This window comes from Dickeya sp. CFBP 2040 (genome assembly GCF_012273755.1).
Taxonomy (GTDB): Bacteria; Pseudomonadota; Gammaproteobacteria; order Enterobacterales; family Enterobacteriaceae; genus Dickeya; species Dickeya poaceiphila.
Window position 1 is genome coordinate 109462 of the sequence record NZ_JAAVXH010000033.1, and the last position, 23632, is coordinate 133093.

The window sequence follows — 23632 nt, forward strand, 5'->3', positions numbered from 1 at the left end:
GGGAAGCGAAGATCAAGGCACAATATTCATGCCATTGTCATATTTGTGAACCAGAATGAGGAATTTTCTGCGAGACAAAACCATATTTTATGGCTAACAGTTTGAGACAAAAACAAAACCCCCGGAATTCGATCACCATCACAAAATCGGCATCCAGAGGTATTTGCTATAACTGAGTGCATATCGATATATAAAGCGGCACGACTGCCAGGTCAGGCAGGTATCAGGCTCCTGTCAGCAAACGCTGGCTCACCTGCTCTGCTACCTGCTGCCAACCTTTGCCGAGCGCGCTCACCAGCGCGTCATAGCCATCTTCGGTCTGCGGCACGTCGATGCTGAACGGCTGGGTCACGATACGTTTACTGCCCTGCAACACCCACTCACCGCGAATCACGGCGTTACCGTCGAACCGCCCCTGAAACGCCGTCACATTGACCTGTAAACGCAACGCAGCAGCGCTGGCAACGCCGGTAGTCGCAACATGCCACCCCGGCAAGCCGTTGCGCAGCGACGCTACCAGCGCCTGCTGCAATTGTTGATCCAACGGGCTGGCCCACAGATTATTGGTCGCAATGGTGTAACGCACCGCTGAGGTCTGGAACAGGATACCATTTCCCGCCAGCGAATCCGCAAGGGTGACGGGTGCCACCCACAACTGGCGTCCTTCCGCCGAAGCCACTGACAGGCCGCTACTCTGCGCAACGACGGGCAGTTGATAATACACTTTCTGTGGGCTGCTACAGGCACTCAGCAGCCATACCAGCCATAACGGCAATACCCGCCACAACGGCCATCGTTTCATTATGGTTTCGCCTTTTTCGGTTGAGGGTCACGGGCACCCGGTGCCTCGAAAATCAGTGCATTGCTCTTGTCATTCAGGGTACGCAGCAACGGTTGCAATTCGCGCAACATCTGGTCCAGACGCTGCATATCGCCCACCATACGGTTATAAGCCGGCGCACCGGGTTGCACGCCTTGCAAGCTGCTGTTTAGTTCACGCAGCGTACGCTGCATATCTTCCGGCAACTGCCGCATCGCATCGCTATTGATCAATGTGTTGAGCGACGCCAACGTTTTCTGCAATTCCCGCAGGGTGGACTGGCTTTCCGTCAACGTTTTCGTCGCCTGCTCCACCATAGGATTAAGCGGCAGACTGTTGATTTTATCCAACATCGACATCAGTTTCTGCTGAATCTGCGTCAGGCCGCCGTTGACGGTCGGCAACACCGGGTAGCCCTCTACTGACGTCAGCGAAGCCACCCGGCCTTTTAATTGCGGATAAAAATCCAGATCCACGTATAGCGCGCCAGTCAGTAGATTGGCGGTTTTCATCGATGCCCGCATACCCGATTCAGCGCCCTTGCTTAACTCCTGCTCCAGATTGATCTTATCCCGCAGCCCTGGTTTCAGCCGACCCGGTTCAATACGCACCAGTACCGGAATGCGATAATCGCTGTCAAAACGTTGCGGCATATTCCTGGGGAAAAAGGGGACTTCGGTAACGGTTCCCAGCCGAATACCACGAAACTCAACCGGCGCTCCCGCCTGCAAGCCGCGAACCGACTCATCGAAAAACAGCAGGTATTCTTTATATTCGGTATAAAGCGAGTCCTGAATACTGCCCTGACTGTCAAACAACTGGTATAGGTCGCGCTCATGTGCCGGCTTGCCCACGTCCCAGCCGGCAGGCACATCAAAGCTGACGCCGCCGCTTAACAATGTGCTAAGCGATCCCATCTCCACCCGCATCCCCTGAGCGGACAGGTCCAGCGCCACACCGCTGTCTTTCCAGAAACGAACATTCGTCGTCACCAGTTGGTCATAGGGTGCGGCGATAAACAGCTGATACTGCATTTTTCTGGCGGCAGGATCAAAATGGCTGGTTTCTACCGACCCGACCCGATAACCGCGAAACAGCACCGGGTCGCCGGCGGTCAACTGTCCGGACTGCTCACTATTGAGCATAATACGAATGCCCCTGGCATCGGGCGACGCCAGCGGTGGCGAATCCAGCAGTATGAACGTGCGACTGTCTTCCTTACTGGAGCCTGGCTGCAGTTGGATAAAGGAGCCGGACAGCAACGTCCCCAGCCCGGAGACACCTTCACGGCCTATCTGCGGTTTGACCACCCAGAATGCCGAATCCTTGCTCAGCAATTTATCCATGCCGTCATTGAGACGCGCCTTGATCTCCACCTGATGCAGGTCTTCGCTCAGCATCACGCTTTCCACGATGCCGACGTTCACGCTACGGCTTTTAATCGTCGTTTTTCCGGCCTCGATCCCCTCGGCGCTACTGGTAGTCAGCGTAATTTCCGGTCCGCGATGACTCACGTGATAAAACAGAATCCAGACACCAATCAACACGGTCACAATCGGCACAATCCATACCGGCGACCAGCGTTTAATGCTTTCTACCTGTGCCATGCCTTGATTAGTTTTCGTCAACGGAACGCTCCTCTGCTTGCACCTGATGCTTGTCCCACAGCAGGCGGGGATCAAAGGTCATCGCAGCAATCATGGTCAGAATAACCACACTGGCAAACAATACCGCGCCAATAGCCGGATAAATGCTCATCAGTCGGCCCATACGCACCATCGCCGATAGCACAGCGATGACAAAGACATCGATCATCGACCAACGCCCCACAAATTCCACGATCTCATACAGTCGGTGCAGACGCTCGGTATCATGACGGCGTGAACCGTACGCGCACCAACACAACCAGCCCATCGCCAGCATTTTAAGTGTCGGCACCATAATGCTGGCGACGAAAATCACCAACGCCACCGGCCACGAACCGGAGTCCCATAACAGGATAACGCCGGACATGATAGTCGAAGTGACGTTATGGCCCAGCGCTTCGGTGACCATAATCGGCATCAGATTAGCGGGTACGTACAGCAGCACCGACGTCAACAACAGCGCCAGCGTCCATTGCACACTGTGACGCCGACGCACATGTCCATAGGTATGACAACGCGGACAACGCACCTCCCCGGCAGGCAGAATGGCGCTGCAACAGGTACAGGAACGCACCCCCTGCGCTTGTCCGCTGTGGCCGATTTTCAGCCCTGTCGGCATCGGCGGCGGCGGGGCGACGTCATCCCACAACCAGCGTCGGTCGAGACTCTGAAATGCCAGCAACTGCAACAGACAGAAAACGATATAAGGGATGAAACTGGCGCCGATACCGATATCGCCGTACGACATCAGCTTAACAAAACTGACCAGCACGCCAGCCAAAAAGATTTCCGCCATACCCCAGCTTTTCAACTGGAACAACAGCCGGGTGAGCCAGCGCCGCAACACATCAGGCAACGGCGCACGCAGGCACAGCAACAGGATCGCCACCATCGAACAGGCGGGTACCAGCTGAGCAAACAGCAGAAAAAGCGTCGCCATGCTAACGTAGTTTTCCGCCACCATCACCTGCGGGATCGCCAGCAGGGTGATTTCGCTACGAATACCGGCAACACTCATCGAGACAAAGGGAAACAGCATGGACAGCAGCAACATGACAAGCGCGCTAAACGCAAAGCTGGCAGGACGCCAGCGCGGCTCGCGCTGGCGGCTGGATAACGTCGTTTTGCAGCGCGGACACACTGCCCGCTGACCATCCTGCAGTGTCGGCAACTCGACCAACAGGTCACAATGCGGGCACAGCATATGCCGGTCATAGTGGTGGTGATGAACGCACATTCGCCGCCTCCGGTAGCCAGGCCGATACGAAAATCATGATGCTGCCGAACAACCGAACCGATGCAGCACCCGCTCTATTACCTGCAAGATATGTCAGTTCATTTCTTTACAACTCATCCCGTTACAACTCATCCCTTTGCAACTACGATGGCTTACGCCAGCGCCCGTTACTATCGCCGTGGACTATAACGTTAGCCATTCTTTTGCGCTTCGAGCGCTTCCCAACGTTCAAAGCAGGTTTCCAGTTGCTGTTCCGCTTCAGCCAGTGCCGCCAGCACCGGCTGGGTTTTATCATGTGGCTGGGAAAAGAACGCCGGATCGTTCATCTGCTGCTGCAAGTTTTCAATCTCGTTCTCAAGCGCTTCAATACGTTGCGGTAACTGTTCCAGCTCACGCTGCTGGTTATAACTGAGCTTGCCGCCGCCGCGTTTAGCTGGCGGTGCGGATGGCGCACTCTGCACGCTCTCGCGGTTTTCTTTCACTGCGGCACTTTTTATCGGTGCAGGCGTGCGCAACGGCGCGGCGGACGCACGCTGGTGTTGGGCATCATAATAACCGCCGACATAGCGGCCAATCAGACCATTCCCTTCAAAAATCCAGCATTCGGTGACCGAGTTATCGACGAACTGACGGTCATGACTCACCAGCAGTACGGTGCCCTGATAACTTTCCAGCAACTCTTCCAGCAGTTCCAGCGTTTCCACGTCCAGATCGTTAGTGGGTTCGTCGAGAATCAGCAGATTACTGGGCTTGAGGAACAACCGGGCCAACAACAGTCGGTTACGCTCCCCACCGGATAGCGCTTTTACCGGCGTCATGGCCCGTTTCGGGTGGAACAGGAAATCCTGCAGGTAACCCAGCACATGCCGTGAACGGCCATTGACCATCACTTCCTGCTTACCTTCGGCGAGGTTATCCATCACCGTTTTTTCTGGGTCTAATTCAGCACGATGTTGATCGAAATACGCCACTTCCAGCTTGGTGCCGCAGTGAATGCGGCCTGATGTCGGTGCCAGTTGCGCCAGCATCAGTTTCAGCAACGTGGTCTTACCGCAACCGTTTGGACCAACCAGCGCGATTTTATCGCCACGCTGTACCTGAGCGGAAAAACCGGACACCAGCGTCTTGCCATCCACCTGATAATCAACATCTTCCAGTTCAAAGACTATCTTGCCGGAACGGGCCGCCTCTTCCACCTGCATTTTGGCGCTGCCCATCACTTCACGGCGTTCAGCACGTTCCCGACGCATCGCCTTCAGCGCCCGCACCCGGCCTTCGTTACGGGTACGGCGCGCCTTGATGCCCTGGCGAATCCACACCTCTTCCTGCGCCAGCTTGCGGTCGAATTCTGCATTCTGCAATTCCTCTACCCGCAGCGCCTCTTCCTTACCCAGCAGATAGTTGTCGTAATCACCGGGCCAGGACACCATCTTGCCGCGATCCAGATCGACGATACGGGTCGCCATATTGCGAATAAACGAACGGTCATGGGAAATAAACACAATGCTGCCGGAAAACGCTTTGAGGAAACCTTCCAGCCAGTCGATGGTGTCGATATCGAGGTGGTTGGTGGGTTCATCCAGCAACAGCACCCGCGGTGCGCTGACCAGCGCACGCCCCAGCGCCGCTTTACGCAGCCAGCCGCCGGACAGCGCCGACAACAGCGTATCTGCCGATAACCCCAGTTTGTCCAGTACTTCATTGATGCGGTCTTCGAGCTTCCACAGCCCCTGATGATCCAGCACCTCCTGAATCTTCGCCAGTTGGTTCAGGTTTTTCTCGCTGGGGTCTTCTCCCACCAACCGCAACGCAGCATGGTAGGCTTTCAGGTGCCCGGCCTGCGCCGCCACGCCTTCGGCCACAAAATCAAACACCGTGCCGGCCACGTCGCGCGGCGGGTCCTGCTGCAAACGCGCTACAATCAGGTCCTGCTCGTACACCAGTCGGCCATCATCCAGCGGTATTTCCTTCGCCAGAATTTTTAACAGGGTGGATTTGCCGGCACCGTTACGCCCGACCAGACACACACGCTCGTTGTCTTCAATATGCAGTTCGGTGTTATCCAACAGCGGCGCATCGCTGAATGACAGCCAGGCGCCGGATAAACTGATCAATGACATGGTAGTTATTTTTCCTCGCCGGCGTGTTTCAACAGCCAGCAGTTGTGAATCTGACGATTACGGGCGAAATCCTGCGACAAGGTTTGTGCGGTAATCTCCTTCGCCTCCAGTCCCAGTGCGGCAAGCCCAGCCTGATCCATCTGGAATCCGCGTTTGTTGTTAGAAAACAGGATAGTGCCGCGAGGGCGCAGCAGCCGTTTAAGCTGGGTCATCAGCATCAGGTGATCACGCTGCACATCGAACGACTCATCCATCCGTTTGGAATTGGAGAACGTCGGCGGATCGATAAAAATCACATCAAACTGTTCGCGGGTTTCACGCATCCACGCCAGGCAATCGGCATGGATCAGCCGGTGTTGACGACCGGTCAGGCCGTTAAGACGCAGGTTCTTCTCCGCCCATTCCAGATAGGTGCGCGACATATCCACCGTGGTAGTAGAGCGCGCTCCGCCCAGCCCGGCGTGCACACTGGCGCTGCCGGTATAAGCGAACAGGTTGAGGAAATCCTTGCCGTTACTCATCTCCCCCAGCATACGGCGGGCGATGCGGTGATCGAGAAACAGTCCGGTGTCGAGATAGTCGGTCAGGTTAACCCACAGTTTGGCGTTGAACTCCGATACCTGCAGGAACTCCCCTTTCTCGGCCAGCTTTTCGTACTGGTTTTTGCCTTTCTGACGCTCACGGGTTTTCAATATCAGATGACTGGCGGGCAACGCCAACACGCTCAGGGTGGCGTTGATCACATCAAACAACCGCTGGCGAGCCTTCTGGGCATCAATGCTTTTTGGCGGCGCGTACTCCTGAATCACTACCCGCTCGCCGTAGCGGTCCACCGCCACGTTGTATTCCGGCAGATCGGCGTCATACAGGCGATAGCACTCAATCCCCTGCTGCTGCGCCCATTTCTCCAGCTTGCGCAGATTTTTGCGCAGACGGTTGGCGAAATCTTCGGCGAATGTTGCCGAGTGCTGTGCGCCCGCTTCGTTTTCCGCCAGTTGATAATTCTTCTGCACGCACTCCAGTGGGCCGTTTTTGGCCTTGAACTGGCGATCAGCACGCAGTTGCAAACAACTGAGCAGTTCCGGCGAGGCGCTAAACAGCGACAGCGTCCAACCGCCAAACTCGCTTTTCATTTTGCGACCAAGCAGATTGTGTAATGCAATCAGCGCCGGTTCGCTTTCCAGTCGCTCACCATAAGGCGGGTTGCTGACCACCGTGCCTGTCGGTCCCTGCGGCAGCGGATTTTTCAACTGTGTGGCGTCATGGGCTTCAAACCGAATCAGGGAACTGACCCCGGCACGGCGGGCGTTGCTGCTGGCGATCTCCACCATACGGCGGTCGATATCAGAACCGAAGAAACGGGAAGTGGTCGCCTGCAACCCCGCCCGTGCCCGCTCCTGTGCCTCGGTAGTGACGCTTTTCCACAGCGTCGGATTGTGTTTCTGCCAGGCCAGAAATCCCCAGTGCTGACGATGCAAACCGGGCGCGCGATCCGCCGCCATCATCGCCGCCTCAATCAGCAGCGTGCCGGAGCCACACATCGGGTCCACCATCGGCGTACCGGTTTCCCAACCGGACCTCAGGACTATCGCCGCCGCCAGATTTTCTTTGAGCGGCGCCTGCCCGGCCATCTCACGATAACCGCGCAGATGCAGGCTCTCGCCGCTTAAATCCAGCGCGACGCTGGCCTTCTCGCGTTGCAAAAATACATTAATACGGATATCAGGCTGCTGACGGGCAACGTCCGGGCGCTGGCCGGTTTTACGGCTGAAGCTGTCTACAATGGCGTCTTTGACTTTGAGCGCACCGTACTGGCTGTTGCGAATCTCGTCGTTGGTGCCGGTAAAATGCACCGCAAAGGTGCGGTTGACGTCAAACACCGCGCTCCAGTCCACCGCCTGCACGCCCAGGTACAGATCCAGATCGCTATAAACGTTAAACTCGTTGAGCGGCAGCAGGATGCGTGATGCCAGTCGGCTCCACATCAGGCTCTGGTACAGCAGCCGATCATCTCCCTGAAAGTGCACTCCGCCCTGCACCACCGTGCAGTGCTGCGCGCCCAGCGCTTCAAGTTCGCTTTTTAACAATTCTTCCAGACCACGCGCCGTGCTGGCAAACAGAGAGTTCATATCGCAACGATTACCTTAATGAAGGACTACCTTAATAAGCGTGCGTTTCAAAGAGAAAGCACACTGGAAAAAACGCCCCGTAAGGAAAATCGGAGCCTTAAAGAAAATTGAGGCGCATTATAGCTAATCCCGGCGGCTTGTCATAAAGTTGCCGCTTTACGTCAGCAAGGAACCCTCAGCGTGATTGCGTTAAGTCGGCTTTTTATTCACCCGGTTAAATCCATGCGTGGCATCCAGCTGTCGCAGGCGATGGTCAGTCCCAGCGGTCTGGCGTTTGATCGCATCTTGATGATCACCGAGCCTGATGGCACCTTTATTACCGCCCGTCAATTCCCGCAGTTAGTGCTGTTCACGCCCGCGCTGGCCCTTGATGGCGTATTCCTGTCCGCACCTGATGGCCGAAGTTATCTGGTGCGTTTCGATGATTTCGCGCCGGTTACCGCTTCTACCGAAGTCTGGGGCAACCATTTTCAGGCTCGCATAGCGCCGGAAGCAGTTAACCGCTGGCTGAGCGATTATCTGCAACGTCCGGTGCAACTGCGCTGGCAAGGGCCAGAATTATCACGCCGCGTCAAACGCTACCCGGACATCCCGCTGGGATTTGCCGACGGCTACCCTTTCCTGCTGATTAACGAGGCGTCATTTGATGATCTGCGCCGTCGTTGCGGTGCAGGCATCCGCATTGAGCAGTTCCGCCCAAATCTGGTGGTCAGCGGCGCGGCTGCCTACGCTGAAGACAGCTGGCAGACGCTGCGCATCGGCGAAGTCATGTTTGATGTGGTCAAACCCTCTGCCCGTTGTGTGCTGACGACGGTAAGTATCGAGCGCGGGCGCAAGCACCCATCAGGCGAACCGCTGGCGACGCTACAGCAATACCGAACGGCGGAAAACGGTGATGTGGATTTCGGCATGAACCTGATAGCCCGCAACAGCGGCATTATTCGTGCCGGCGACAGCGTCGAGATTCTGTCTACCAAACCCCCTCGGCCTTATGGCACAGGCGCCACCACGGAAAGTTTGACGCCGCAAGGCAGCGCCGCCAAAGCGGTACAGATTACGTATCAGGGCACGCGTTTTACTGGCAACAACCAGCAAATTCTGCTGGAACAGCTGGAGCAACAGGGGATACGTATTCCCTACTCGTGTCGGGCCGGGTTGTGCGGTTGCTGTCGGCTCAGTGTCATCCAGGGTGACGTGTCGCCGCTGAAAACCAGCGCGCTGGGGGAAGACGGAACGATTCTGACATGCAGTTGCATCCCGGCAGGAGATATCGAACTGGAATAACGATGCTACGTTTACGATGTGTACGATATTTACGATGAAATGACGGTATCGCTTCATCGGCGATTAGCCGGCGACAGCGTAATGCGCGCAAACCTCGTCGCTTTTTGTCGTCACCAGACGCAGGCGGTCATGCATGATTTTGATGGCATCGCCCAACTGCATCATCTTGCCGCTCAGCGCCAGTTGACTCTGCGCCAGCACGCACAGGCTGGCTTTATCACCGACCTCCACCACCATAAAATTCGCCATCTCCGGGCGCTCATTCAACTGCACGCTAACCTGATCGCCGGTTTGTGGGGATGAATGTGTCTGACGTTGCGCCACAAAATGCCAGCTTTTGGGCATCATCGGCTTCAGGAAACGGTTCGCCACCAGCGCGTTCAACACCAGTTCAGCACGAGCTTCAGCCGATAACGCCAATGCCTGGCATTTCTCCTGATAAGTGAAAAACAACGCGGCATCATCTACACAGAATACACCTGGTGTAAACGCATCCGGCGTCAGCATTGAGGAAGGAAAGCGGGAACGAAATACCATGCCGTTGGCCAGATCAAGCATCAGGCGCGCCTGATCGGTATCAAAATACCAACGCCAGCTATCGTCAGGGATTAATTTCATCAGATTACCTTTCATTACCTTTAATTTCTTACATTACCGGTTTAAAAATAACCCATCAGCAACGGCTATGACGTATTTTTATACAAACGAAGAAAATATAGACCAGCGCAGAGGAGAAATAAACCCCCTACGCCGGATATACCCGTCATACTTCAAGTTGCAGGTGTGTTGGCTGCGTTCTTTCACCCGAATCACTTACCTGAGTAAGCTCATCGGGATTCTCTCTCTTGCCGCCTTCCTGCAACTCGAATTATTTTGGGTATAACAGGAATGAAAAATCAGATGTGGGTAACAATATCTTTAATCAGACGCGGTCCACGATAAATAAATCCGCTATAAATCTGAACCAGCGTCGCACCGGCCACTAATTTTTCTCTGGCGGCAACCACCGAATCAATACCGCCGACACCAATAATCGGCAATCGTCCGTGTAATTCTTGCGAAAGGCGACGAATCACCTCGGTGCTGCGCGATTGCAACGGGCGTCCGCTTAATCCGCCGGTTTGCCCGCAATGATTCAACCCCTGAATCAATTGCCTGTCCAACGTAGTATTGGTGGCAATGACGCCATCAATATTATGGCGAACCAGACTGTCGGCAATTTGGATTAATTCCTCTTCACAGAGATCCGGCGCAATTTTTACCGCCACGGGGACATATTTTTGATAACGGTTATGCAGCTCGGTCTGTTTATTTTTTACAGCCTGTAGCAAGTCATCCAACGCATCGCCATATTGTAGCGTACGTAACCCCGGCGTATTGGGAGAGGAAATATTGATGGCAATATAACCCGCATGAGAATAGACCTTATCCATGCAAATCAGATAATCCTCTTTTCCCTGCTCCACCGGCGTGTCTTTATTTTTGCCGATATTGATGCCAAGTACACCGCCAAAACGCGACTGTTTGACGTTCTCGACCAGATTATCAACCCCGCGATTATTAAACCCCATGCGGTTGATCAACCCCTCGGCTTCCACCACCCGGAACAGGCGCGGCTTATCATTGCCCGGTTGCGGGCGCGGCGTCACGGTGCCTACCTCAATAAAGCCGAACCCCATGGCACCGAGCGCATCAATGCACTCGCCGTCTTTGTCCAGCCCGGCAGCTAACCCCAGCGGGTTACGGAACGACAGCCCCATACAGGTGACCGGCTTGGTGGGAACCGACTGGTGGACCAGCCATTCAAATGGAGTATGGGTAATACGGCGCAGTTGATGCAGAGTAAACTCGTGCGCCTGTTCGGGGTCGAGCTGGAATAACGCTTTACGAATGAGGGGATACATGACTTCTCCTGGATTCCCGGTTATAAACCGGGGGCGTATTATCATCCATCACTGCACGAAAAGGAATTGACCGGGGTTAAAAAAACGCCGCCGTGACGCAATCGTTTTCTTTTCCCCATCGCATATTGGAGATTTTTTATTCGTTTTTTCGCTTTCCATTCCACAATAAATCATTTTTCTAACCTGCACCCTGTCTGCCAGACTAACCAAACCGTTATTAAATAGTTAAAAAAGATACCTTTTGGTTATAAGGAGTGATCATGCGCGTTATAACACTGGCAGGCAGCCCACGCTACCCTTCCCGTTCAACCGCCTTATTGCATCACGCTGGAAAATGGCTGGCCGCCAAAGGCGTCGAGGTACTGCCGTGGCACCTGCACAACTTTCTGCCGGAAGACCTGCTCAATGCCCGCTTCGACAGCCCGGCATTGCACACCCTGAACGAACAACTCGCCACTACCGACGGCGTACTGGTCGCCACTCCGATTTACAAAGCGTCGTTTTCCGGCGGCCTGAAAGCCCTGTTGGACATATTACCGGAACGCGCGCTGGAACATAAAGTAGTGCTGCCCCTGTCCACCGCCGGTTCCGTCGCGCACATGCTGGCGGTGGATTACAGCCTGAAACCCGTACTGAATGCCCTGAAAGCACAGGAAATTCTGCAAGGCGTATTTGCGGATGACAGCCAAATCACCCACTACGACCGCACCCCACAATTTAGCGACACCCTGGAAGCGCGTCTGCAAGAGGCGTTGCATATCTTCTTTCAGGCATTGATTCGTCGTCAGCCCGAACCGCTGCGTCAAAGCGCCTGACAGTTCTTTTATGACAAGGAAAATGTGATGTTGCCCTGGATTAAACACGCTGCTCTAACACTGCTGTTCTCCGCCACACTTGGCGTATCCGCCTTCGCCGCTGCCGACACCGCCCCGGAACAGCTGCGCATCGGCTTTCAGAAAGGCTCAGTCAGTCTGGTGCTGGCCAAAACCCATCAGTTGCTGGAAAAACAGTTCCCGCACACCAAAATCAGTTGGATTGAATTTCCAGCCGGGCCGCAAATGTTGGAAGCGCTCAACATCGGCAGCATTGATGTCGGCAGTACCGGTGATATACCGCCAATCTTCGCGCAGGCCGCCGGTGCCGATCTGGTTTACATCGGTGTCGAACCGCCCAAACCCAACGCTGAAGTGATTCTGGTTCGGGACGATAGCCCGATCAAAACCGTCGCCGACCTGAAAGGCCGCAAGGTCGCGTTTCAGAAAGGCTCCAGCTCCCATAACCTGTTGCTGCGCAACCTGCAAAAAGCCGGGCTGGCATTTACCGATATCCAGCCCGCCTACCTGACGCCAGCCGACGCCCGCGCCGCCTTCCAGCAAGGTAACGTTGACGCCTGGACCATCTGGGACCCCTACTACTCGGCGGCGCTGTTGCAAGGCGGCGTTCGGGTACTGGCCGACGGCACCGACTTAAACCTGACAGGTTCGTTCTATCTGGCATCGCGTAGTTATGCCGAAAAATACGGTGCTTTCCTGCAACAGTTACTCACCACCCTGACTCAAGCCGATGCCCTGACCATCAGCCAGCGGTCGCAGAGCGTTACACTGCTGGCCAACGCCATGGGGTTACCGGAAGCAGTTATCAGTACCTATTTTGACCATCGCCCCATCACGGTGATCAAACCGGTGGATGAGCGCACCTTGCAGGCGCAACAACACACCGCCGATCTGTTTTACGAAAACCACCTGATTCCCAGCAAACTGGACGTCGCCAGCCGGATCTGGCACGCCCCGGCAGCACACTGATCCTCAGCCTGATTTCACGGAGACAATAATAATGAGTCTGAATATTTTCTGGTTCCTGCCCACTCACGGTGACGGCCACTATTTTGGTCGCGGCGAAAATGCCCGCCCGGTTGATTATGGTTACCTGCAACAGATTGCTCAGGCGGCAGACCGTCTGGGGTTCGGCGGCGTACTGATCCCCACGGGCCGCTCCTGCGAAGATTCCTGGTTGGTGGCGTCGTCGCTGATCCCGGTCACTCAGCGTCTGCGCTTTTTGGTGGCGCTGCGCCCTGGCATCGTCTCGCCAACGCTGGCCGCCCGTCAGGCCGCTACGCTGGACAGACTTTCCAATGGCCGGGCGCTGTTTAATCTGGTGACGGGCGGCGACCCGGAGGAACTGGCTGCCGAAGGATTGTTCCTCAGTCATGAACAGCGCTATGAAGCCTCCGCCGAATTTACCCGCATCTGGCGGCGAGTATTAGAAGGCGAAACCGTCGATTACGACGGCAAACACATTCAGGTGAAAGGTGCCAAACTGCATTATCCGCCGGTACAGCAACCGCGTCCGCCGCTCTACTTCGGCGGCTCGTCGGATGCGGCGCTGGATCTGGCTGCCGAACAGGTTGAACTCTATCTCACCTGGGGCGAACCACCGGCACAAGTAAAAGAAAAGCTGGACCGCGTACGAGCCAAAGCCGCCGCACAAGGGCGCAGCGTACGTTTTGGCATTCGCCTGCATGTGATTGTGCGTGAGACCAGCGAAGAAGCCTGGCAGGCCGCCAATCGGTTGATCTCCCGGCTGGACGACGACACTATCGCCGAGGCGCAGGCATCGCTAAAACGCTTTGACTCGGTGGGCCAACAGCGCATGGTAGCGCTGCACGGTGGCCGCCGCGACAAGCTGGAGATCAGCCCCAACCTGTGGGCCGGTATTGGTCTGGTACGCGGCGGTGCGGGCACCGCGCTGGTGGGCGACCCACAGACTGTGGCGCAACGCATTCAGGAATACGCCTCACTGGGTATCGATACCTTTGTGTTGTCAGGTTATCCGCATCTGGAAGAAGCCTACAAGGTCGCCGAACTCCTGTTCCCGCATCTGGATGTGGCCGTGCCGGAGGTGCCACAACCGCAGCCGCTGCGTTCGCAAGGTGAAATCGTCGGTAACGAATTTGTCCCGCTGCTCAAAGCAGCCCAAAGCTGAGGACCAACTGATGCAGAGGCTCCTGACACCGATCACCGTACGCCTGACGCCCTGGTTGCTGCCGCTGCTGCTGGTAGCGCTCTGGCAACTCGCCTCCAGCGTCGGCTGGCTTTCCACCCGCATCCTGCCGTCACCGCAAGCGATTACCGTGACGTTCTGGCGGCTAGCCCGCAGTGGTGAACTGTGGCAACACCTCAGCATCAGTACCTGGCGCGCGCTGACCGGTTTTGCCATCGGCGGCGCGCTGGGGCTGGCGCTTGGCTTTATTACCGGACTATCCCGCACCGGCGAACGCCTGCTGGACACCTCAATGCAGATGCTGCGCAACGTGCCGCATCTGGCGTTGATCCCGCTGGTGATCTTGTGGTTCGGTATTGATGAAAGCGCCAAAATTTTTCTGGTGGCGCTCGGCACCCTGTTCCCCATCTACCTCAACACTTATCACGGCATCCGCACTATCGACAGCGGTTTGCTGGAAATGGCGCGCAGTTACGGCCTGTCTGACTTTCGGCTGTTCCGTGAGGTGGTACTGCCCGGTGCACTGCCCTCAATCATGGTCGGCGTGCGTTTCTCGCTCGGCTTGATGTGGCTGACGCTGATCGTGGCGGAAACCATCTCCGCCAGTTCCGGTATCGGCTATCTGGCGATGAATGCCCGCGAATTTCTGCAAACGGATGTCGTGGTGGTGGCGATCATTCTATATGCCCTGCTGGGCAAACTGGCGGATGTCATCGCCCTGACGCTGGAACGTATCTGGCTACGCTGGCATCCCAGTTGGCAACTAACGGAGGAACACGCATGACGTTTACTCACACTGCGCCAGCCCGCCTTAACGCCGGCACGCCGCTGTTAATCAACGGCGTCACCAAGCGCTATGGTCACCGCACCATTCTCAATGAGGTGCGCCTGCACATTCCAGCCGGACAGTTTGTTGCGGTAGTCGGTCGCAGCGGCTGCGGCAAAAGCACGTTGCTGCGGCTGCTGGCCGGGCTGGAGCAAACCAGTGGCGGAGAGCTGCTGGCAGGCCGCGCCCCGTTGCATCAGGCACGCGACGATATCCGGCTGATGTTTCAGGAAGCCCGTTTATTGCCGTGGAAGCGGGTAATCGACAACGTTGGATTGGGACTGCGCGGCGAGTGGCGTAGCGCCGCCCATCAGGCGCTGGAGGCAGTCGGGTTATCATCACGTGCTGCCGACTGGCCGGGCGCACTGTCCGGCGGACAAAAACAACGGGTAGCGCTGGCGCGGGCGCTGATCCACCACCCTGGCCTGTTACTGCTGGATGAACCGCTGGGCGCACTCGACGCCTTGACCCGCATCGAAATGCAGGGATTGATTGAATCGCTGTGGTTGCAACAGGGGTTCACCGTTTTGCTGGTAACGCATGACGTCAGTGAAGCGGTAGCCCTTGCCGACCGGGTAATCCTGATAGAAGACGGACAGGTCGGGCTGGATGTAACGATTGACCTGCCGCGCCCGCGCCGCCGCGGCTCGGCCCGGCTGGCAGAGCTGGAAGCGCAGGTACTGGAACGGATTTTGGTGCCTGCGGCTCCCCGCGACACAGCCTATCCCTCACAGGCACACGCCTGATATTCCCACACTCAGGGCATAAAAAAACCACCGTCTGCTGACAGCGGTGGTTTTTATTATAGCCATTATATCAATAAGATAGAGATATTGTGTTGGCTGCGCTTACGCCTCCAGCGCTTTGGTGATCTTCTCGAACAGATCACCGGAGAGATTTTCCAGCCCTTTAAGGGTTTCCAGCGCCTGACGCATCAACGCCTGACGGGTTGAATCATAACGTTTGAGGCGAATCAGCGGTTCAATCAGACGTGAAGCCACCTGCGGATTGCGGGTGTTCAGATCGCTGAGCATCTCAGTGAGGAACTGATAGCCGCTGCCATCGACCGCATGGAACGCCGACGGGTTACCCGCACAGAACGATCCTATCAGCGAGCGCAGTCGGTTAGGGTTGTTCAGGCTGAAGGAACGGTGGTTAAGTAATTCACGCACCCGGTTCAACACATCACTGGCCGGGCTGGTGGCCTGCAGGACGAACCATTTGTCCATCACCAGACCATCCTGATGCCAACGTTCGTCAAAGGCCGCCAGCAGTCTGTCCCGGCACGGCAACTGTGCCGCCACCGATGCCGCCATCGCCGCTAACGAATCGGTCATGTTGTCGGCATCAGTAAATTGCGCTGCCGCCAGCGTGTCCGCCTGCTCGCGCTCGGCAAACGCCAGATAGCTCAGGCACAGATTGCGCAGCGCACGTTTGCCCATATCCTGCTGATCAACACGGTAAGACGCCAGTTTGTTGGCGCGATATACCGCCAGCAGTTCGTCCGCCATTTCCTGCGCCAGCGTCTGTGTCAGCGACTGGCGAACCGCGCTGATAGCGTCCGGGTCGATGACCTCAAACAGCTCTGCCATCTCGTTCTCGCTCGGCAACGACAAAATCTGCGAGGCCAGCATCGGGTCCAGACCGTCGTCCAGCAGCACGCCGCGGAAGGCGTCCACCACATGCATCGGCAACGATAACGGCTGTTTTTGCTGATGACGCGCCACATTCAGGCGAATATAGTTCGCCAGCAGACTCTGGGCCGCATCCCAACGGGAAAACGCATTGCTGGCGTGGCGCATCAGGAACGTCAGTTGCTCATCGCTCCAGGGGTAGTTCAGTTTTACCGGCGCGGAGAATTCACGCAGCAGCGACGGCACCGGCTGGCAGGGAACGTCATCAAATACGAAGGTTTGCTCAGCTTCAGTGACGTTCAGTACTGAACCCAGTTTCTGCCCTTTCTGGCGCAGCGGGATCACCTTCCCTTCGCTATCGTACAACTCCACATCCAGCGGAATATGCAGCGGCAGTTTAGGTTGCTTGTCGGCCCCGACCGGCGTCATCTGGCTGACATGCAAGCGGTACTGGCGAGTGGCGGCATCGTAATCGTCACGGACTGTCACCACCGGCGTGCCGGACTGGCTGTACCAGCGACGGAACTGCGACAGATCGACGCTGGAGGCATCTTCCATCGCCTGTACAAAATCATCACAGGTCGCAGCGCTGCCGTCATGACGATCAAAATAGAGCCGCATCCCTGCCTGGAATTTCTCTTCACCCAGCAGCGTGTGCATCATGCGAATCACTTCCGACCCTTTTTCATACACGGTCAGGGTATAGAAGTTATTCATCTCAATGACCTGATCCGGACGAATCGGGTGAGACATCGGGCTGGCGTCTTCGGCGAACTGCGCGCCGCGCATCACCCGCACGTTGTCGATACGGTTAGCCGGGCGCGAACCCACATCAGAACTGAACTCCTGATCGCGGAACACCGTCAGCCCTTCTTTCAGGCTGAGCTGGAACCAGTCACGACAGGTCACCCGGTTGCCGGTCCAGTTGTGGAAATACTCGTGAGCGATCACCGCCTCGATACCGAGATAGTCCTTGTCGGTGGCGGTTTCGGCTTTAGCCAGCACATACCTGGAGTTGAAGATGTTCAGCCCCTTGTTTTCCATCGCCCCCATATTGAAGAAATCCACTGCCACGATCATATAAATGTCGAGGTCGTATTCCAGGCCAAAACGGGTTTCATCCCATTTCATGGCGTGCTTCAGTGAGGTCATCGCCCAGTCGGCGCGATCAAGATTGCCGCGGTCCACGAACAGTTCCAGCGCCACATCACGGCCAGAACGGGTAACAAAGGTATCGCGCAGCACATCAAAATCGCCGGCGACCAGCGCAAACAGGTAGCAGGGTTTCGGGAACGGGTCTTGCCATTCCACCCAGTGACGCCCGTTATCCGCCTCGCCCTGTCCGGTTCGGTTACCATTGGAAAGCAGGTACGGGTAGCGTGCTTTATCTGCGGTAATACGAGTGGTGAAACGCGCCAGAACGTCCGGGCGGTCCAGATAATAGGTAATGTGGCGGAAGCCTTCAGCCTCGCATTGGGTACAGAGCGCATCGCCCGACTGATACAACCCTTCCAGCGCACTGTTGGCCGCCGGGTTGATTTCCGTTTCAATCCGCAGGGTGAATTTTTCCGGCAACCCAGTCAGCTCCAGGCCATCATCCAACAAGCGATACGCCTGCCACGCCTGACCATCGACCTGAACATTCAGCAATTTCAGCCCTTCGCCGTCCAGCTTCAGCGCTGCGCCTTTTTCCCCCTGCAGCACGACCTGACTGGTCGCCACCACGCGGGTCTGTTCTGGATACAGATCAACATCCAGCGCGATGTCGGTAATGGTATAGTCCGGCGCGCGGTAATCGTGCCGGTATTTGATTTGTGGTTGTTGACTCATGACTGATTACCTTAATGACAGCAGTAATGATGGCGATACGGCGTGATCGGGCTGCTTATCTGCCTCCTCCTTTTTATATAGGAGCAGAAATACATAAAAACAGAAAACCCGTGGTTAACACACGGGATATTAACGAATTCCCCTCACCCCGTAACACTCGCCAGACGACGATATCCGTCTTTTATAAATTCATACAGTAAACAAGGGTAAACAGCACCTCTCGCACCAGCACCTCGCCACTGGTACGCAAGCAACCGTATTATCACCTGATTACGCGACTGATTTCGCCTACGTTGTGCGCAGTTCCGTTATTCAACAGGCTGTTACATCTATTAAAAGGGAGTGACTGCCGGAATGCAAACTTTCCTGTCATCCCCCCATCGCTACAGCGGTAACACGATTTTTCGGGTAATTTTGTTTAGTATAAAAAACATTATAATTCAATCACTCATGGTAAACAGACCGTAAAAACAGATACTTTTTTGTCACAATCGCACGATTGAATCTCGCCTTCACCCGCCCAATATGATGTGATAAGCCCGATGAACAGGCAGGTGACGCCCACTGTCGCGCAACATCGCCGACATGAGTCGGTAAATGTAATAAACGTCATCGTAGTCAATGTGCCTGTCTTAACCGTAATGGTATGAAACGTAACTGTATTAAACGTAACTGTATTAAACGAGGATGCGGTAACGCATTATGACTTTGCACACAGCCCCGATATTGACCTCATTGCTCGATACCGACGCCTATAAACTGCATATGCAACAGGCGGTATATCACCATTACCACGATGTGCATGTAGCGGCGGAATTCCGTTGTCGCGGCGATGAGCTGTTAGGGCACTACGCCGATGAGATTCGGGTGCAAGTGGAAGCCATGAGTCACTTGTCACTGCATGACGATGAGTATCACTACCTTGCCTCTCTGCCATTTTTTCAAACCGACTACCTCGACTGGCTGACAAACTTCCGTTTTGACCCTTCGCAAATCCGCATTCGCAATCATCAGGGCAAGCTGGATATCCGTATCACCGGGCCGTGGCGCGACGTGATTTTGTGGGAAGTGCCGCTGCTCGCGGTCATCAGCGAAGTGGTTCACCGCAACCGTACCCCCGGTAGCTATAGTGATGCCGCACTCAACCAGTTACACGACACGCTGGCTCGCTTTCGCCAGCACAGCGCCGATGTCGATCTCAGTCGCTTTAAACTGATGGATTTTGGCACCCGCCGGCGTTTTTCTCGTGAGGTTCAGCACCAGATAGTGCATACCCTCAAAGCCGAATGCCCTTACCTTATCGGCACCAGCAACTACGATTTGGCGCGTCGCCTGCAACTGGCGCCGGTCGGAACCCAGGCGCACGAGTGGTTCCAGGCTCATCAGCAAATCAGCCCGACCTTAGCCAACAGCCAGCGGGCCGCGCTGGATGCCTGGTTGCGGGAATATCCGGAGCAACTCGGCATCGCACTCACCGACTGCATCACCATGGATGCGTTCCTGCGTGACTTTGACCGTCAATTCGCCCATCGTTATCAGGGATTGCGCCATGATTCCGGCGACCCGATTGAATGGGGCGAAAAAGCCATTGCGCATTATCATGCGCTGGGTATCGACCCAATGGATAAAACGCTGGTGTTTTCCGATAACCTCAATCTGGAAAAGGCACTGCATCTCTACCGCCACTTCGGGCAACGCATCAACGTCGCCTTCGGCATCGGCACCCGCCTGACCTGCGATATTCCCGGCGTCAAACCGCTGAATATCGTCATCAAGCTGGTGGAATGCAACGGCAAACCGGTAGCCAAGCTGTCAGACAGCCCAGGAAAAACCATTTGTCAGGATCAGGCATTTGTCAGCGCGCTACGCAAAGCGTTTGATCTGCCGCGAGTGAAAAAGGCCTCCTGAGTATTGCGCTCCCCCCATCACTGATTACTCTTTAAGCCAGCAACGCCGGAATCGTATAAAACTTGCGGCGTTGCGGTGATTTCTGCTTGTGTCCTGCCCGACGACAAGTAACATAACGAAACGCCCATTTCCGGGCGGCAACAGTTACCCATTAAATTTCACCAATAGAGAGAATGTTATGAGCGTAGTGCCTGTAGTCGATGTACTGCAAGGCCGTGTCGCCGTTGACAGTGACGTCACCGTGCGCGGCTGGGTACGTACCCGGAGAGACTCTAAAGCCGGTATTTCCTTTATCGCCGTCTATGACGGTTCCTGCTTTGATTCGCTACAGGCTGTCGTCAATAATAATCTTGCTAATTATCAAAGCGATGTGCTGCGCCTGACCACCGGTTGCTCGGTGGAAGTCACCGGTAAAGTGGTGGAGTCCCCCGGTGAGGGCCAGAGCTTCGAACTGCTGGCAACGGAACTCAAGGTAGTCGGCTGGGTGGAAGACCCGGACACCTACCCGATGGCGGCCAAACGCCACAGTATCGAATACCTGCGTGAAGTGGCGCATTTGCGCCCGCGCACTAACCTTATCGGCGCTGTTGCGCGTGTGCGTCATACGCTGGCACAGGCCATCCACCGGTTCTTTCATCAAAACGGTTTCTATTGGGTATCCACCCCGCTGATTACCGCCTCCGATACCGAAGGCGCCGGCGAAATGTTCCGGGTATCCACACTGGATCTGGAAAACCTGCCGCGCAACGATCAAGGCAAGGTCGATTTCAGCGAAGATTTCTTCGGTAAAGAAGCGTTCCTGACCGTATCCGGCCAGCTTAACGGCGAAACCTATGCCTGCGCGCTGTCTAAAATCTATACCTTCGGGCCGACTTTCCGGGCGGAAAACTCCAATACCAGCCGCCATCTGGCAGAGTTTTGGATGATTGAACCGGAAGTGGCGTTTGCAACGCTGGACGACATCGCCAGCCTGGCGGAAAACCTGCTGAAATTTGTGTTCAAGGCCGTACTCGACGAACGTGCCGATGACATGAAATTCTTCGCTGAACGCGTAGATAAAGACGCCATCAGCCGGCTGGAGCGTTTTGTCAGTTCTGATTTCGCTCAGGTAGATTACACCGATGCCATCACCATTCTTGAAAACTGTGGGCAGGCATTTGAGAACCCAGTCTCCTGGGGTATCGACCTCTCTTCCGAACACGAGCGTTATCTGGCTGAAAAACACTTCCAGGCGCCGGTCGTAGTTAAAAACTACCCGAAAGACATCAAAGCCTTTTATATGCGCATGAACGGCGACGGCAAAACCGTCGCCGCGATGGACGTGCTGGCACCGGGCATCGGCGAGATTATTGGCGGTTCTCAGCGTGAAGAACGCCTGGAGCAACTGGACAGCCGTCTCGAAGAAATGGGACTCAGTAAAGAAGACTACTGGTGGTATCGCGATCTGCGCCGTTACGGCACCATCCCGCATTCGGGTTTTGGTCTTGGTTTTGAGCGTTTAATAGCTTATGTAACCGGTGTACAAAATGTGCGCGATGTGATTCCGTTCCCGCGCACACCCCGTAGCGCTACGTTCTAAGCAAAAAATAACATAAGAAAAACAAATATCTGCACTAAGAAGGGCGCTCTATGGCGCCCTTCTTTTTTTATTTTAGAAGTGACTCACAAAGTTCCGTTGTTTTTACAAATTGACATATATTTTTTATAAAAGTTACATAATTTAGAAATTGGTATCATTTAAACGGTAGATTAACGGACGGCTGAATGGAAAACTGCGTGCAGACACAGGAAGACATCGGCTATCACGAAAAAGTTCCACTACGGTTTTTTTATTGTGATGCAGAAGTCTGAATAACACCAATGAGGGTAATTGATAATGATGAAGCGCAATGTTCTTGCAGTGGTAATCCCGGCTCTGCTGGCTGCCGGCGCAGCTAACGCAGCTGAAGTGTACAACAAAGACGGTAACAAACTGGACCTGAACGGTAAAGTTGTTGGTCTGCATTACTTCTCTAAAGACAGCGGCAACAGCGGTGATCAGACTTATGCTCGTCTGGGTTTCACTGGCGAAACCAAGATCAACAGCGATCTGACTGGCTATGGCCGTTTCGAGTACAATTTCAATGCTAACCGCACTGAAGAAACTGAAGCTAAGAACGACAGCGCTGCGGGTGGTACTCGTTACGCTTATGCCGGCCTGAAATTTGGTGATTTCGGTTCTATCGATTACGGTCGTAACCGCGCTGTAGGTTATGATGGTATCTCTTACACCGACGTGCTGCCGGAATTTGGCGGTGACCAGGCTTACACTGATGGCCTGACTGGCCGTAACGCCGGTGTTGCCACTTACCGCAACAAAAACTTCTTCGGTCTGGTTGATGGCTGGAACTTCGCACTGGGCTACCAGAGCGCGCACAATGACTCTGTCAACTTAGCTAGAGAGACTGGTGCTGGCTGGGCAGCATCTTCCAGCTATACTTCACCTTTTGGCGTAAGTGTGATCGGTTCTTATACTCAGGCTAACCGTACTCAGGCTCAGGTGCTTGATAACCAGGGCAAAAAAGCTGAAGCCTGGGCAACCGGTCTGAAATATGATGCTAACAGCATCTATGTTGCCACCACCTACGGTGAGTACCATAACTTAAGCTACACGTCGAACAATACCTTCCAGCCGGGTGCTGTCAGCAAATTTACTGACACAACTGGAAATCAGAAAGAAGCACTGGATACAACCAAAGTATTTGAAGCGGTTGCTCAGTACAACTTTGATTTCGGCCTGACTCCGTCTTTAGGTTATGTTTCTGCTAAAGCGAAAGATGACCGTAAAGCCACTAACGACTTCATCACCAAGTACGTTAGCCTGGGTCTGACCTACGCGTTCAACAAGAACTTCTCTACCTACACTGAGTACGACATCAACCTGCTGAAAGATAACAACCAGTATAAGCTGCCAACCAATGACCGCGTTGCGGTGGGTGTGGTTTACCAGTTCTAATGTAGTTCTCTGTTAACGACCTGGTCGTAAAACGGAAAACTATAACTATGCCGATCAATTTTTGATCGGCATTTTTATTTTTATAGTCTGTCATACAGCAAATCACTGTTACCAGCCGGGCATATTTGGCAGGGTCAACAACGTTTAAACCTCATAATTCACCATACCTTCAAGGGCCAGTGTTGACCTGAAACGTAATTGATTACGTTATTTTTGAGAGGAATCATTTTTACTGATGTGTTGTGTGCCGATGGCACCACATTGAAACAGGTTACAGAGAGAGTTTACGCAGAATTTAT

The 23632-nt window shown here is 54.9% G+C and carries 17 protein-coding genes; 9 read left to right on the top strand and 8 right to left on the bottom strand.

Going from position 1 to position 23632, the window contains the following annotated elements:
• Nucleotides 1–223 precede the first annotated feature (223 nt).
• The 5 genes from pqiC to rlmKL form a co-directional block, all read right to left on the bottom strand.
• Nucleotides 224–802 (bottom strand): membrane integrity-associated transporter subunit PqiC, encoded by a 579-nt coding sequence (gene pqiC, locus Dpoa2040_RS05220; protein WP_128569732.1) that lies wholly within the window; start codon nt 800–802, stop codon nt 224–226.
• Entirely contained in the window at nt 802–2448 is a 1647-nt protein-coding gene (pqiB, locus tag Dpoa2040_RS05225) for an intermembrane transport protein PqiB (RefSeq protein ID WP_168640528.1), read from the bottom strand. The genes pqiC and pqiB overlap by 1 nt, the downstream gene beginning before the upstream one ends.
• Nucleotides 2435–3703, bottom strand: a complete 1269-nt coding sequence (gene pqiA, locus Dpoa2040_RS05230) for a membrane integrity-associated transporter subunit PqiA (protein WP_071604308.1) — start codon at nt 3701–3703, stop codon at nt 2435–2437. The genes pqiB and pqiA overlap by 14 nt, the downstream gene beginning before the upstream one ends.
• A gap of 191 nt (nt 3704–3894) precedes the next feature.
• Nucleotides 3895–5823 (bottom strand): ABC transporter ATP-binding protein, encoded by a 1929-nt coding sequence (locus Dpoa2040_RS05235; RefSeq protein WP_042871097.1) that lies wholly within the window; start codon nt 5821–5823, stop codon nt 3895–3897.
• A gap of 5 nt (nt 5824–5828) precedes the next feature.
• On the bottom strand, nt 5829–7952 hold the full coding sequence (gene rlmKL, locus Dpoa2040_RS05240) for a bifunctional 23S rRNA (guanine(2069)-N(7))-methyltransferase RlmK/23S rRNA (guanine(2445)-N(2))-methyltransferase RlmL (protein WP_168640529.1): 2124 nt from the start codon (nt 7950–7952) through the stop codon (nt 5829–5831).
• A 180-nt stretch (nt 7953–8132) separates the two neighbouring features.
• Between rlmKL and Dpoa2040_RS05245 the strand changes: the two genes are divergently transcribed.
• On the top strand, nt 8133–9236 hold the full coding sequence (locus tag Dpoa2040_RS05245) for a YcbX family protein (RefSeq protein WP_168640530.1): 1104 nt from the start codon (nt 8133–8135) through the stop codon (nt 9234–9236).
• A 63-nt stretch (nt 9237–9299) separates the two neighbouring features.
• Here the strand turns inward: Dpoa2040_RS05245 and Dpoa2040_RS05250 are convergent, their stop codons facing one another.
• Together Dpoa2040_RS05250 and pyrD are read right to left on the bottom strand one after the other, a co-directional pair.
• Nucleotides 9300–9854: a cell division protein ZapC gene (locus tag Dpoa2040_RS05250; protein ID WP_168640531.1), complete on the bottom strand. Its 555-nt coding sequence runs from the start codon at nt 9852–9854 to the stop codon at nt 9300–9302.
• Nucleotides 9855–10132: 278 nt separating this feature from the next.
• Nucleotides 10133–11140, bottom strand: coding sequence for a quinone-dependent dihydroorotate dehydrogenase (gene pyrD, locus Dpoa2040_RS05255; protein ID WP_042871103.1), 1008 nt, complete (start codon nt 11138–11140; stop codon nt 10133–10135).
• A 260-nt stretch (nt 11141–11400) separates the two neighbouring features.
• Here pyrD and ssuE point away from each other — a divergent pair, with 260 nt between their 5' ends.
• The 5 genes from ssuE to ssuB are packed head-to-tail and all read left to right on the top strand — an operon-like array spanning nt 11401 to nt 15712.
• The gene (ssuE, locus tag Dpoa2040_RS05260) at nt 11401–11955 is read left to right on the top strand and encodes an NADPH-dependent FMN reductase (protein WP_168640532.1); all 555 of its coding nucleotides are present in this window, start codon (nt 11401–11403) and stop codon (nt 11953–11955) included.
• Nucleotides 11956–11982: 27 nt separating this feature from the next.
• A complete protein-coding gene (locus Dpoa2040_RS05265) occupies nt 11983–12942 on the top strand; it encodes a sulfonate ABC transporter substrate-binding protein (protein WP_168640533.1) in 960 nt (319 codons plus the stop codon).
• 31 nt (nt 12943–12973) lie between these two features.
• Nucleotides 12974–14122, top strand: a complete 1149-nt coding sequence (gene ssuD, locus Dpoa2040_RS05270; protein ID WP_168640534.1) for an FMNH2-dependent alkanesulfonate monooxygenase — start codon at nt 12974–12976, stop codon at nt 14120–14122.
• 10 nt (nt 14123–14132) lie between these two features.
• Entirely contained in the window at nt 14133–14924 is a 792-nt protein-coding gene (gene ssuC, locus Dpoa2040_RS05275) for an aliphatic sulfonate ABC transporter permease SsuC (protein WP_168640535.1), read from the top strand.
• Complete coding sequence (gene ssuB / locus Dpoa2040_RS05280) at nt 14921–15712, top strand: aliphatic sulfonates ABC transporter ATP-binding protein (protein ID WP_168640536.1); 792 nt, start codon at nt 14921–14923, stop codon at nt 15710–15712. Before ssuC ends, ssuB begins: the two co-directional genes overlap by 4 nt.
• A 102-nt stretch (nt 15713–15814) precedes the next feature.
• Here ssuB and pepN read toward each other — a convergent pair whose 3' ends face one another.
• Complete coding sequence (pepN, locus tag Dpoa2040_RS05285; protein WP_168640537.1) at nt 15815–18430, bottom strand: aminopeptidase N; 2616 nt, start codon at nt 18428–18430, stop codon at nt 15815–15817.
• Between the two features lie 702 nt (nt 18431–19132).
• Between pepN and pncB the strand changes: the two genes are divergently transcribed.
• From pncB to Dpoa2040_RS05300, 3 genes are all read left to right on the top strand, one after another.
• The gene (gene pncB / locus Dpoa2040_RS05290) at nt 19133–20338 is read left to right on the top strand and encodes a nicotinate phosphoribosyltransferase (protein ID WP_168640538.1); all 1206 of its coding nucleotides are present in this window, start codon (nt 19133–19135) and stop codon (nt 20336–20338) included.
• Between the two features lie 178 nt (nt 20339–20516).
• On the top strand, nt 20517–21917 hold the full coding sequence (asnS, locus tag Dpoa2040_RS05295; protein WP_042871116.1) for an asparagine--tRNA ligase: 1401 nt from the start codon (nt 20517–20519) through the stop codon (nt 21915–21917).
• A 297-nt stretch (nt 21918–22214) separates the two neighbouring features.
• On the top strand, nt 22215–23333 hold the full coding sequence (locus tag Dpoa2040_RS05300; protein WP_042871118.1) for a porin: 1119 nt from the start codon (nt 22215–22217) through the stop codon (nt 23331–23333).
• Nucleotides 23334–23632: the final 299 nt, after the last annotated feature.

Bases quoted from the DNA above. Each gene is read 5' to 3' on its own strand.
- rlmKL (WP_168640529.1), bottom strand. From the start codon at position 7,952: ATGAACTCTCTGTTTGCCAGCACGGCGCGTGGTCTGGAAGAATTGTTA.
- pqiC (WP_128569732.1), bottom strand. From the start codon at position 802: ATGAAACGATGGCCGTTGTGGCGGGTATTGCCGTTATGGCTGGTATGG.
- Dpoa2040_RS05300 (WP_042871118.1), top strand. From the start codon at position 22,215: ATGATGAAGCGCAATGTTCTTGCAGTGGTAATCCCGGCTCTGCTGGCT.
- pepN (WP_168640537.1), bottom strand. From the start codon at position 18,430: ATGAGTCAACAACCACAAATCAAATACCGGCACGATTACCGCGCGCCG.
- Dpoa2040_RS05265 (WP_168640533.1), top strand. From the start codon at position 11,983: ATGTTGCCCTGGATTAAACACGCTGCTCTAACACTGCTGTTCTCCGCC.
- ssuE (WP_168640532.1), top strand. From the start codon at position 11,401: ATGCGCGTTATAACACTGGCAGGCAGCCCACGCTACCCTTCCCGTTCA.
- pncB (WP_168640538.1), top strand. From the start codon at position 19,133: ATGACTTTGCACACAGCCCCGATATTGACCTCATTGCTCGATACCGAC.
- ssuC (WP_168640535.1), top strand. From the start codon at position 14,133: ATGCAGAGGCTCCTGACACCGATCACCGTACGCCTGACGCCCTGGTTG.
- pqiA (WP_071604308.1), bottom strand. From the start codon at position 3,703: ATGTGCGTTCATCACCACCACTATGACCGGCATATGCTGTGCCCGCAT.
- Dpoa2040_RS05250 (WP_168640531.1), bottom strand. From the start codon at position 9,854: ATGAAATTAATCCCTGACGATAGCTGGCGTTGGTATTTTGATACCGAT.
- pyrD (WP_042871103.1), bottom strand. From the start codon at position 11,140: ATGTATCCCCTCATTCGTAAAGCGTTATTCCAGCTCGACCCCGAACAG.
- asnS (WP_042871116.1), top strand. From the start codon at position 20,517: ATGAGCGTAGTGCCTGTAGTCGATGTACTGCAAGGCCGTGTCGCCGTT.
- ssuB (WP_168640536.1), top strand. From the start codon at position 14,921: ATGACGTTTACTCACACTGCGCCAGCCCGCCTTAACGCCGGCACGCCG.
- Dpoa2040_RS05235 (WP_042871097.1), bottom strand. From the start codon at position 5,823: ATGTCATTGATCAGTTTATCCGGCGCCTGGCTGTCATTCAGCGATGCG.
- ssuD (WP_168640534.1), top strand. From the start codon at position 12,974: ATGAGTCTGAATATTTTCTGGTTCCTGCCCACTCACGGTGACGGCCAC.